Origin of the sequence: Propionivibrio sp., from assembly GCF_017995515.1 — a bacterium.
GTDB lineage: Bacteria > Pseudomonadota > Gammaproteobacteria > Burkholderiales > Rhodocyclaceae > Propionivibrio.
On record NZ_JAGOIT010000009.1, the window covers coordinates 1 to 11,765 of the forward strand.

The 11,765-nt window shown below is 64.3% G+C and carries 8 protein-coding genes and 1 pseudogene; 3 read left to right on the forward strand and 6 right to left on the reverse strand.

Annotated features, from left to right (window positions below; all coding sequences use genetic code 11):
- The first annotated feature begins 121 nt into the window (after positions 1-121).
- Positions 122-1,039, forward strand: coding sequence for an oxygen-dependent coproporphyrinogen oxidase (hemF, locus tag KBA32_RS02620; RefSeq protein WP_294354885.1), 918 nt, complete (start codon positions 122-124; stop codon positions 1,037-1,039).
- Between the two features lie 243 nt (positions 1,040-1,282).
- A complete protein-coding gene (gene asnS / locus KBA32_RS02625) occupies positions 1,283-2,683 on the forward strand; it encodes an asparagine--tRNA ligase (protein WP_294354888.1) in 1,401 nt (466 codons plus the stop codon).
- Positions 2,684-2,900: 217 nt separating this feature from the next.
- On the opposite strand, the gene KBA32_RS02630 is transcribed toward asnS, so the two are convergent.
- The 5 genes from KBA32_RS02630 to KBA32_RS02650 form a co-directional block, all read right to left on the reverse strand.
- Complete coding sequence (locus KBA32_RS02630; RefSeq protein ID WP_294354891.1) at positions 2,901-5,285, reverse strand: glycoside hydrolase family 3 N-terminal domain-containing protein; 2,385 nt, start codon at positions 5,283-5,285, stop codon at positions 2,901-2,903.
- A gap of 236 nt (positions 5,286-5,521) precedes the next feature.
- On the reverse strand, positions 5,522-6,655 hold the full coding sequence (locus tag KBA32_RS02635; protein WP_294354893.1) for an ABC transporter ATP-binding protein: 1,134 nt from the start codon (positions 6,653-6,655) through the stop codon (positions 5,522-5,524).
- A gap of 36 nt (positions 6,656-6,691) precedes the next feature.
- On the reverse strand, positions 6,692-7,555 hold the full coding sequence (locus tag KBA32_RS02640) for a carbohydrate ABC transporter permease (protein ID WP_294354896.1): 864 nt from the start codon (positions 7,553-7,555) through the stop codon (positions 6,692-6,694).
- Entirely contained in the window at positions 7,556-8,479 is a 924-nt protein-coding gene (locus tag KBA32_RS02645) for a carbohydrate ABC transporter permease (protein WP_294354898.1), read from the reverse strand. It lies immediately after the preceding gene.
- Between the two features lie 72 nt (positions 8,480-8,551).
- Positions 8,552-9,835 carry an extracellular solute-binding protein gene (locus KBA32_RS02650; protein WP_294354901.1) on the reverse strand — a complete coding sequence of 428 codons (1,284 nt, stop codon included), beginning with the start codon at positions 9,833-9,835 and terminating at the stop codon, positions 8,552-8,554.
- 312 nt (positions 9,836-10,147) lie between these two features.
- Between KBA32_RS02650 and KBA32_RS02655 the strand changes: the two genes are divergently transcribed.
- On the forward strand, positions 10,148-11,167 hold the full coding sequence (locus KBA32_RS02655; RefSeq protein WP_294354904.1) for a LacI family DNA-binding transcriptional regulator: 1,020 nt from the start codon (positions 10,148-10,150) through the stop codon (positions 11,165-11,167).
- 23 nt (positions 11,168-11,190) lie between these two features.
- On the opposite strand, the pseudogene KBA32_RS02660 reads toward KBA32_RS02655, so the two are convergent.
- Positions 11,191-11,765: pseudogene (locus KBA32_RS02660) on the reverse strand (hypothetical protein); the annotation flags it as partial.

Below are 11,765 nucleotides of genomic sequence, written 5' to 3' on the forward strand. Positions count from 1 at the left end.
CGCCGCGACATCGGCCACCGCGCCGTGACGCGCAAAGAGCAGTAAGGCCGGCGCGCCAGGCTTTCTCGACCGACGTCGCGGAATACCTGGCGCCCAACTCCATCTCGACAGCGCCGTCGCCATGATCGACTCCGCCGCGCTAAAGACCTATTTCACCAGCTTCCACTCGCGTCTCGTCGCCGCGCTGGAAGTAGTGGAGGGCGAGCACGGCGGCCGTTTGCGCAGCGATCCGTGGCGGAAGGAGCCGGGACAGGCGCTTTCCGGCGAAGGGAAGACCAGCATCATCGAAGGCGGTCGCGTCTTCGAACGCGGCGGCGTCGCCTTCTCCCACGTCAGCGGCGCCGCCCTGCCCGCCTCGGCGACCACCAGGCGCCCGGAACTCGCCGGCTGCACCTTCGAGGCGATGGGCGTCTCGCTCGTCCTGCATCCGGAGAATCCGTACTGCCCGACGGCGCACATGAACGTGCGCGCACTGATCGTCCGCAAGGAAGGCAATGAACCCGTCAGCTGGTTCGGCGGCGGCATGGACCTCACGCCGTACTACCCGTTCGACGACGACATCCGCCACTTCCACGCCACGTGCAAGAAGGCGCTCGACCCATTCGGCGCCGACGTGCATGCGCGCTACAAACGCTGGTGCGACGAGTACTTCTTCCTCAAGCACCGCAACGAGCCGCGCGGCGTCGGCGGCGTCTTTTTCGACGATCTGAGCGAAGGCGGCCCCGAGCGCTGCTTCGCGCTCACTCAAGCCGTCGGCAACGCCTTCGCGGAAGCCTACCTGCCGATCATCGAGCGGCGCCGGGATACGCCCTTCGGCGAACGCGAACGCGACTTCCAGGCCTACCGGCGCGGGCGCTACGTCGAGTTCAATCTGGTCCGGGATCGCGGCACGCTGTTCGGCCTGCAATCGGGCGGCCGCACCGAATCGATCCTCATGTCCTTACCGCCCATCGTCAAATGGCGGTACGACTGGCAACCGGAACCGGGCAGTCCGGAGGCGAGACTTTACGAAGTGCTGACGCCGCGCGACTGGGTTTGAGGCCAATCAGGCCAAGAACCTCAACGCAAAGGCGCGGAGACGCAAAGATCGCAAAGAAAACAATCGCGAACAGCGCGAACTGCTCGCGCAGCGCTTTGATTCCCTTTGCGAACCTTCGCGTCCTTTGCGCCTTCGCGGTGAAAAACTGACCTGTTCAGGATCACAGCCGCCCCAGTTTTTCCGCAGCCTTCTCCGCGCCGCTGTGGTTCAATTGCGGTTTTCCGGTCAAGCGAGGACACAACAATGACAAAACTCAGCGTTCAGCAGATTCTCGGCGGCAAAGCCCCGGCCGATCAAGCCGTCACCGTCAAGGGCTGGGTGCGTACCCGGCGCGATTCCAAGGCGGGCATTTCCTTCGTCAATCTCTCCGACGGCTCGTGTTTCCATCCGGTGCAGGTCGTCGCGCCGGCGACGCTGCCGAACTATGAGAACGAGATCGCGCACCTCACCGCCGGCTGCGCGGTCGAGGCAACCGGCATCATCGTCCCCTCGCCGGCCAAGGGCCAGCCGTTCGAGATGCAGGCGAGCGAGGTCAAGGTCATCGGCTGGGTCGACGACCCCGACACCTATCCGATCCAGCCCAAGGCGCACAGCATGGAGTACCTGCGCGACGTTGCGCACCTGCGCTCGCGCACCAACGTCATCGGCGCCGTGACGCGCGTGCGCCACACGATCGCGCAGGCGATCCACCGCTACTTCAGCAACGACGGCTTCGTCTGGATCAACACGCCGATCATCACCGCCTCCGACGCCGAAGGCGCGGGCGAGATGTTCCGCGTGTCGACGCTCGACCTCGCCAATCTGCCGCGCAACGACGCCGGCAAGATTGACTTCAGCAAGGACTTCTTCGGCCGCGAAACCTTCCTCACCGTCTCCGGCCAACTCAACGTCGAGACCTACTGCATGGCGCTGTCCAAGGTCTATACCTTTGGCCCGACCTTCCGTGCCGAGAACTCGAACACCAGCCGCCACCTCGCGGAATTCTGGATGGTCGAGCCGGAAATCGCCTTCGCTGATCTTGCCGACGACGCGACGCTCGCCGAAGGGCTGCTCAAGTACGTGTTCAGAGCCGTGCTCGACGAGCGGCCCGACGACATGGCCTTCTTCGAGGACCGCATCGAGAAGGGCGTGATCGCCAAGCTGCAAGGGATGATCGACAGCGACTTCGTGCGCATGGACTACACGGACGCGATCAAGATCCTGCAGAACGCCAAGGAGAACTTCGAGTACCCGGTGTCGTGGGGCACCGACCTGCAGAGCGAGCACGAGCGCTATCTCGCCGAGAAGCACGTCAAGGGACCGGTCGTGCTGATGAACTACCCGAAGGAGATCAAGGCCTTCTACATGCGCCTCTCCGACGACGAGCGCACGGTCGCCGCGATGGACGTGCTGGCGCCGGGCATCGGCGAGATCATCGGCGGCTCGCAACGCGAGGAACGGCTCGACGTCCTCGACCGGCGCATGACCGAATGCGGACTCGACCCCGCGCACTACAGCTGGTATCGCGACCTGCGCCGCTACGGCACCGTGCCGCACGCCGGCTTCGGCCTCGGCTTTGAACGCACGGTGTCTTACATCACCGGGCTGGCCAATGTGCGCGACGTGATTCCGTTCCCGCGCACGGCGGGACACGCGAAGTACTAATCAGCGGGAATGGCACCAAGGAGCGCAGCTTCGCTGCGCGATAACGGCGTGTCTTCGTAGAAACCGCCCGATCGCCCGATAAATCGGGCTCCTGCAACTTGAGGAACAGGCTGGCGGATCGAGGGTCCGCCAGCCTGCGGCGCGACCAGCGCGGCCAACGAACAAGCGGAGCCGTTACGCCCGCCCGCTGGTCATGGCACCTGGATGAACCCGAACGTCAGCCCGCGACCTTCCTGTTGCACTGGCTGAACATCCTCCAGTCTCGGCCGAGACGCCGCGTATTTCCTTTCACCTCGACCGTCTTGCGCAAGCGGATATCGGCACTCGACGCGCCGACCTGCAACTCGAACTGCCCCGCTTCGACGACGCGGTTGCCGTCGTAGCCGGTGAAGCAAAGCATATCGACCGGCACCGAGAACGTCACATCCGCCGCTTCGCCCGGCTGCAGTTCGACGCGACCGAAGGCCTTCAGCTCCTTGACCGGACGCACAACCGAGGCGAGCACGTCACGCACGTAGAGCTGCGGCACGGCGACACCCTTGCGCGCGCCGGCGTTGCGAACGCGGCAGGTCACCTTGATTTCGCCGTGCTCGATATCGACGCTTTCGCTGTCGACGCGCAGATCGGAGTACTCGAACTGCGTGTAAGCGAGACCGTAGCCGAAGGGGTAGCGGCTACCGAAGTGGAAGGCGATCGGGGTACCGGCGCTCTTCAGCTTGTGGTTGTAGTAGTAGGGGACGGCGCCGACGTTCTTCGGTACCGAGAGCGGCAGGCGGCCGGTCGGCTCGCAGGCGCCGCTGAGGATGTCGGCCAGCGCGTGGCCGATCTGCTCGCCGCCGGAGAAGGCCCAGACGAAGGCGGCGACCTTGGCCTCCAGGCCCTGCAAATTGTAAGGACGGCCGCCGGTGAGCACGACGACGACCGGTTTGCCGGTAGCGACGACGGCTGCGAGCAGTTCCTGCTGCACGCCGGGCAGGTCGAGGCTGTCGGCGTCCGAGCCCTCGCCGACCGTGCCGGTCTGGAAGAGGCCGGCCAGGTCGCCGACGCAGACGATCGTCACGTCCGATTCGTTCGCCAGCGCAACGGCTTCCGGGATGCGGCTGACGTCCATCGACACCGGCGAGACGCGCTCGACGTTGGCCGTCTCCTGTACGTCGCCGGGGAAGGTCGGCGCGCCGTATTCGCGCCTCTCGAGGATCTCGACGCCCTTGGCGTAGCGCACCTTGTCGCCGCCGAACGCCTGGCGCAAGCCGGCCAGCGGCGTCACGATGTCGCTCGTGCTCGCTTCGATCTCGCTCAGGATGAGGTGCGCCGGAAAGCTGTAGCCGGAGAGCTGGGCGAGTGGGTCGTCGGCGGTCGGGCCGATGACGGCGATGCGCTGGTTACCAGCCGCTGCCAACGGCAGGATGCCTTTGTTCTCCAGTACGACGATCGACTCACGTGCGACCTCGCGCGCCGTTTCGACCGCTTCCGGCGTGCGCAGGCTGACCGCGTCTTCGTCGGTGTAGGGCTTCTCGAACAGCCCGACGCGGAACTTCTCCGTAAGCACGCGCGCGACGATCTCGTCGATCTTTTCGATCGAGAGCAGTCCGCGTTCAACGGCCGCCTTGATCTCGGTCGCACAGTCGTCACCCGGCAATTCAACGTCGAGGCCGGCGTTGTAGGAAAGCGCGGCGGCTTCGGCCTTGCCCGACGCGACGCCGTGGTGCTGGTAGAGCAGGCTGACGCCGATGTAGTCGGCGACGATCAGGCCGTCGAAGCCCCATTGCTCGCGCAGCACGGTGGTCAGCAGGTGGTGCGACGCGTGGCAGGGCTCGTTGTCGATGTCGTGGTAGGCCGGCATCACCGAGCCGGCGTTGGCGCCCTTGACCGCCATTTCGAACGGCAGCATGAAGGTGTCGTTGAGCTCACGCCAGCCGAGATGGACCGGCGCATGGTTGCGCGCGCCCTCGCTGAACGAGTGGCCGACGTAGTGCTTGAGCGTCGCCAGCAGGTCGCGCTTCTCGCCCTGCAAGCCTTGCACGTACTTGGTCGCCATCACGCCGATCAGGTACGGATCTTCGCCGAAGGTTTCCTCGGTGCGTCCCCAGCGCACGTCGCGCGAGACGTCGAGCACCGGCGCGAGGCCCTGATGACAGCCGATGCTGCGCGCTTCCTGGCCGATGACCTGCCCGACGCGTTCGATCAGCGCCGGATTCCACGTCGCGCCGAAGGCCAGCGCCGACGGGAACAGCGTGCCGCCGCGCGCCATCAGGCCGACCAGACACTCCTCGTGCGACATCGCCGGGATGCCGAGCCGGGTTTCCTCGACGAGGAACTTCTGCAGCCGATTGAGCGCGCGCACGCCCTGCTTCGGGTCGACGCTGTGGCTGCCGAGCGGCCGCGTGATCTGGCCAAGACCGTTTTTCAGCATCTGCTGCAGTTTCTCTTGATCACTGTGGCCGATGAACGCGTCAGACCGCACCTTATGGTTGCCGTCCTCGGAGAGCAGCAGCCAGAAGGCGTGCATCTGCGCGATCTTTTCTTCGAGCGTCATCCGGGACAGCAGGTCGGCGGCTCGCGTCGGGACCGGCAATGAGGCGTCTTTATATTTCATATGCATCATAGTTCTCCGTAACTTTCCTCTTGCCCGCGCGTCAGCGACCGAAAGGAGTGAAAAATGGGGTTTATTGAGAATCGTCTATGTGACTGACGACCCATTTGCCGTCCGTGGTGAACTTGTCGAATCCTGCCCTGAGCCTGCCGAAGGGCATGAATGGGCTCGAAGCGAAGACATCCCGCCCTTCGACAGGCTCAGGGCGAACGGTAGTGGGGAGCTGTCAGCCACGTTCAGGAAACTCAATCGTTGTCTGAGAGTCGAGGCAAGGCCAGTCCTTCCGCGTCGAAGACGTGGCAATGCGCCGGATCAAAGCCGAAGCTCATCGCCTCGCCGCAGCGCGCGTAACAATCGCCGGGCACCTTGGCGATCAGCGCCTCGGCCGAATCGCCGGTGAGATAGACGTAGCTGTACTCGCCGAACCGTTCGACCTGGCGCACCGCGCGCGTCATGCGGCATTCGGCACTGTCGGGCGCAACCGGATGCATGTGTTCGGGCCGCAGGCCGAGCGTGACCGTCACGCCGATTTCCAATGCGCTTGCGTCGACCGGCACGCTCACCGTCTCGCCGGCGCCGATCTGCAGCGTCAGTCCGCCGGCATCGCCGGCCACCACGCGCGCCTCGATGAAGTTCATGCGCGGCGAACCGAGGAAGGCGGCGACGAAGCGGTTGCTCGGCCGGTGGTACAGATCCATCGGCGTGCCGATCTGGGCGACGCTGCCGTACTTCGCCATGTCCGGGCCGGCGCGCAGCAGGACGATCTTGTCGGCCATCGCCATCGCCTCGGTCTGGTCGTGCGTCACGTAGATCGCGCTGGCGTGGTTGAACTTCTTGTGCAGGCGCGAGATTTCGGCGCGCATATGCACGCGCAGCGCGGCGTCGAGGTTGGAAAGCGGCTCGTCGAACAGGAAGACGTTGGGCGAACGGACAATCGCCCGGCCGATCGCCACCCGTTGCCGCTGCCCGCCGGAGAGCGCGCGCGGCATGCGTTCGAGCAAGGGTTCGAGCTGCAGGATCTGCGCCGCCTCGCGCACGCGCTGGTCGATCTCGTTCTTGTCGACCCTGGCCTGGCGCAGGCCGAACGCCATGTTTTCATAGACGCTCATGTGCGGGTACAGCGCGTAGCTCTGGAAGACCATCGCCACCTGACGCTGGGCGGCCGGCACTTCGTTCATGCGCACGCCGCCGATCGCGAGGTCGCCGGCGGTCACATCTTCGATGCCGGCGATCATGCGCAGCAGCGTCGACTTGCCGCAGCCCGACGGACCGAGGAAGACGCAGAACTCGCCAGCGGCGATTTCGAGGTTCACGTCCTTGATGACCTGGGTGTCCTTGCCGAAGGTCTTCTGGATGTTACGAAGGGAAATGCTGGTCATGGGTTTTCCTGGATGCGTTCGGATCGGAAATGGTCACTAGCCCTTCAACGCGCCGGCCATCATGCCCTTGACGATGCGTTCCTGGCCGAAGGCGTAGGCGACGATCAACGGCAGCGAGGTGAGCGTGACGACGGAGAGGATGGCCGGAATGTTCGAGGCGTACTGGCCCTGAAAATCCCAGATCGCCAGCGGCAGCGTGCGGTTGGCCGGGTTCGACGTCAGCACGTAGGCGAAGATGAACTCGTTCCACAGGCCGATGCTGTTGTAGATCGCCACCGTCGACAGGCCGGGGCCGGAGAGCGGCAGGAAGACCTTCCAGAAGATGCCGAAGGCGCCGCAACCGTCGAGCTTGGCCGCTTCTTCGAGCTCCTTTGGAATCTGCCGCATGAACTCGGTGAGGATGAAGATCGACACCGGCAACGCGGTCGCCACATACGGACCGATCAGCGCGAACGGCGTGTCGTAGAGACCGACGTTGCGAATGAGCAGATAGATCGGGATCAGCGTGATGTGGATCGGTACGATCATGCCGGCGACGATCAGACCGAAGAGCGGCTTGTTCAGGCGGAAGCGCAGGCGGGCAAAGGCATACGCCGCCATCGAGCTGATCACGAGAATGAGGATGATGGAGGTCACCAGCACGAAGACGCTGTTGCGCAGATACGTCCAGAAACCGCCGTTCAGAACGGCGAGGTAGTTCTCGAAGTTGAGTTTTTCCGGCAGCGACCAGACCGATCCGCTGAACGTCTCCTGTTGCGACTTCAGGCTCGTCATCACGACGAAAATGAACGGCAGCGTGGTCACGACCAGCCAGAAGAGGCCGAGCGCCGGCACGGCGGCGCGGATGAGGCGACTGCGGTCGACCTTCGTTGCCGAAGCGGGGTTGGCGGGTGAATTCACTCAGACCTCCGTTTCGTAGCGCCGCGTCACGCGCATGGTGAGCGAGGCGACGATGGTGACGATGATGAACATGGCCGAGGCAATCGTGCTGCCGTAGCCGAGCTGGAAGGAGCTGAAAACGGTGCGGAACATATAGGTCGCCATCAGTTCGGAAGCACCTTCCGGCCCCCCGTCGGTCATGATGAAGATGAGGTCGAAGTAGCGCAGCGAGCCGACGATGGCGAGCATGGCGCCGGTGCGGACGGTGCCTTGCAGGTGCGGCAGCTTGATGCGCCAGAAGATCGTCGATTCGCTCGCACCGTCGAGGCGCGCCGCTTCGCCGAGTTCGCGCGGGAAAGACGAGAGGCCGGCGAGAAAGAGCACCATGTAGAACGGAATGTTCTGCCAGCAGACAACAGCGATCACCGAGCCGAGCGCGTAGCGCGGATCGCCGAGCCAGTCGCGCACCAGCCCGTCGAGATGCACGGCGCTCAGGAAGGCGTTGATCGGGCCGAAGTTCGGGTCGTAGATATTCTTGAACACCACGCCGAGCGCGACGCTCGACATCAGCAAGGGCAGGAAGTAAAGGATCTTCAGCACGCGCGACCCCTTGCTCGCCTCGTCGAGGACGACGGCCAGCACGAGCGCGATCGGCAGCTGGATCAGCACGGAGAAGAGCGCGAGCAGCAGGTTGTTGCCGAGCGATTTCCAGAACAGCGTGTCCTGCGCCAGACGGGTCCAGTTGGCCAGTCCAACGAAACGCTCGCCGCTGCCCAGCCCGTTCCAGTCGAGCAGGGAGAGCTGGAAACTGCTGATCAGCGGATAAAGCAGGAATACGACGAGGAACACGACGGCCGGCGCGAGGAACACGGCGATCGGCAAAACCGCCGTCAGGCGCCGGTACTTCGCCGCGCCGGCCGTCGGCTGTGCATCTTGGAACGTCACAGAGATTTCTCCCGGAGGACGATCACCCCTTGAAGGCGATCGTCGTGTGGTCGGACTTGCTCGCGTGGTCGACTACTTCGTTTCAGCCTTGGCTGCGTCTTCCATCTGCTGCGCCGCGGCTTCCGGCGTCAGCGACAGGCCGAACAGCGCCTGCACCGTATTCAGGTGAACCTGTGCGAGGTTGGGCGAGAGTTCCTGGTCGTACCAGAGCTGGACGTTGGAGGCATTGGCGACCAGATCCATGACGCGATTGAGGAAGGGATCGTCGGTCTTCAGGCCCTTGACCGGGATGATGCGCTTGTCCTCAAGGCGCGCCTGCGCCGAGGCGTCGTCGGTCAGCGACTGGATCAGCTTGAACGCGGCATCCGGATTCTTGCAGGCGGTCGAGACGCTGACGAAGTTGTCGCCAACCGTGCCGATCACGGCATTCGGATTGCCCTTGCCGCCAGGAACCGTCGGGAAGGGGAAGAAGTCGAGCTTCTCATAGAACGCCGGGTTCTCGTTGCGGATCGTCGCCGCCTCCCAGGTACCCATCAGCTGCATCGCGGCCTTGCCCGAGTAGAGCAGGCGACGCGATCCGCCAATGTCGTAATCCAGTCCGTTGTAACCTTCGGCGAAGGCGCCGGCTTTCACGAGTTCCTGGATGCGTTTGCCGGCTTCAACGAAGGCCGGATCGGTAAAGCTGCCGCCCGGCTGGCGGGTCGAGGCCTTGGCGAAGACTTCCGAGCCGCCGATGCGATCAGCGAGATAGACGAAGTACATCGAGCCGGTCCATTTGTTCTTGTTGGCCAGCGCGAACGGCGCAATGTTCTTGGCCTTGAGTACCTTCACCACGTTCATCAGCTCGTCCCAGTTCTTGGGCGGCGTCAGGTTTTCCTTGGCGAAGATTTCCTTGTTGAAGAAGACGACGGCCATCGCGGTGTTTTCCGCGGGAATGCCGTAGATCTTGCCATCGAAGGTCACCGAGCTGAAACCGGCCGGCGCGAAGCGCTCCTTGAATGCGGGGGCTTTTTCAAGATAGGAACTCAGATCGACGACCTGCCCGGCCTTGACGTACTCGCGCAAGGGACCGCCGCCCCAGCTGCTGAACACGCACGGCGGCTGGTTGGCGCCGAAGGCGATCTTCAGCTTGGTCTTGTACGCATCGTTCTGAATGTGCGACTGCTCGGCCTTGAAGCCGGGGTTGGCCTTCTCGAAACGCGCCGCCGCGTCGCCGAGAATCTTCACCGCTCCGGTCGTCGTCTGCAGATCCCACGCCGTAATCGTCTCCGCGGCCTGCGCGGTCACCGAGGTGAGCGCCAGCGCCGCCAGACTGCCAAAAAGAACGCCTATCTTCGAAACAGAACCCGCTTTCATCGTTTGCCTCCTGAAGGTCGGGTGCCCCCGACATTATTCGTTACAGAATGACCGCTTGTTGTTACAAGATAACGTTAGCGCTACCGTTAAACCAAGTCAATAGGGTTAGCCGATTTTTACTTCTTGCCGATCATCCGCCGTGCGGCGAATAGTCCGGACGCAAGAAAACATAAGGTTTTCAACAAAACGGGTTGCGTGTTATAACGCGTTGAAATAACGTTAGCGCTAGCGTCTCGCCTGCTTGAAGCCGGGACCTGCATCGACCAATACAAGAAGAAACACCGTGCCGAAACCCAACCAGGCCCGACGCTGATGGCCAACAAATCGACCACGCTCTCGGAAGTGGCGCTCGCCGCCAACGTCTCGCCGATGACCGCCTCGCGTGCGATCAACAATCGTTCCGGCGTTTCGCGCGAGACGCGCGAGCACGTCCTGAAGATCGCAGCCGACCTCGGCTACGTCGTCAATCGTGCCGCGCAAAAGCTCTCCGGCGGAAAGAGCCACATCATCGGCGTCATCGCCACCGACCCGGGCAACCAGTACACAGCCTCCCTGATCGCCGGCATCAGCGACGCGGCGTGGGAATCGGGCTACGAGACGCTGATCTACGCACACGTGGTGCGCGAGAAGCGCCCCTCGGGCAGCGTCATGCAGCTGCTGCGCCAGATCTCGGACGGCGTCATCGCCGTCCTGCCGATGGAATACGGCTACCTCGGCGAACTCGCGTCGACGAGCATCCCGATCATCACCATCGACCAGCGCGGCAAGCACGCCGAATTTCCGTCGATCGCCGCCGACGCCTACGACGGCGCACGCGGCGCCGTCAAGCACCTGATCGAACTCGGCCACCGGCGCATCGGCTACATCACCGGCGACGAGCGCCTGGCGTCGGCCAAGGACCGCCATCGTGCCTACGTCGATACGATGGCGCAGCAGGGCCTCGGGCGCGACGCGGCGCTGATCGTCAAGGGCGATTTCACGCAGAAGCGGGGGTTTGAGGGAGCAATGAGGCTCCTGGCGCTGGCCGACCCGCCGACGGCGATCTTCGCCGCCAACGATCTCAGCGCGTTCGGCGCGATCGCCGCCGTGCGCGAGGCGGGGCTGCGCGTCCCGGACGACATCTCGGTCATCGGCTTCGACGACATTCCGACCGCATCGCAGTTCTATCCGCCGCTGACCACCGTGCGCCAGCCGATCCACCAGATCGGCCGCGCAGCGGTCAACACGCTGCTCGCGCGCATCGCCGGCATCGAGCCGGCATCGCCGCAGGTCATCCTGCCGACCGAACTGATCCTGCGCGCATCGACCGCAGCCTGCCGCTCGCGCGCCTAGCCTGCCCAGGCCGCGCGCGACGACTACGGCACGCTCTCGGCACCCGCTTCGGCACCCGCTTCGACGCTCGCCTCGGCGAGCAAGGCAGCAACTTCCGGCGTGCGCTCGGCAACGGGCAACGCCCGGTCGTACTCCAGCAACCCAGACGCGCTGCCCCGCTGCCGGAGAATATTGGCCCGATGCGCCTGGAGCTTGACGGCCTGCGCCGCTTCGGGCGCCAGGGCGTCATGCTTCTCGAGCTGACGGGCGATATGCAGGACTTCGTCCCAGTTCCCGGCGCCTTGCTGCGCGCGCAATGCCAGCTGCAACGGGGCAATGTGGCGTCCGGATTTCTCCTGCAGCCGCCGCAACACGGCAAGGGCTTGATCGCACTGCCGCAGGTCGATGAGCATTTCGGCCTCGAGCATCAGGCACGCCGCCTCCATCGTCGGGTCGGCCTGCAACGCGCGCTCGAGCCACACTTTCTGCTTTGCCGGCTCGTTCAGGCGCTGCGCCGAACGCGCGGCGAGCAGCGCCGCAAGCCCCGGCCTTTGCCCGCCCTCGAAGACCTCGGCCGCGAGTTTCAACGCCTGACTGTAGCGCCCCTCAAAAGTCAGGC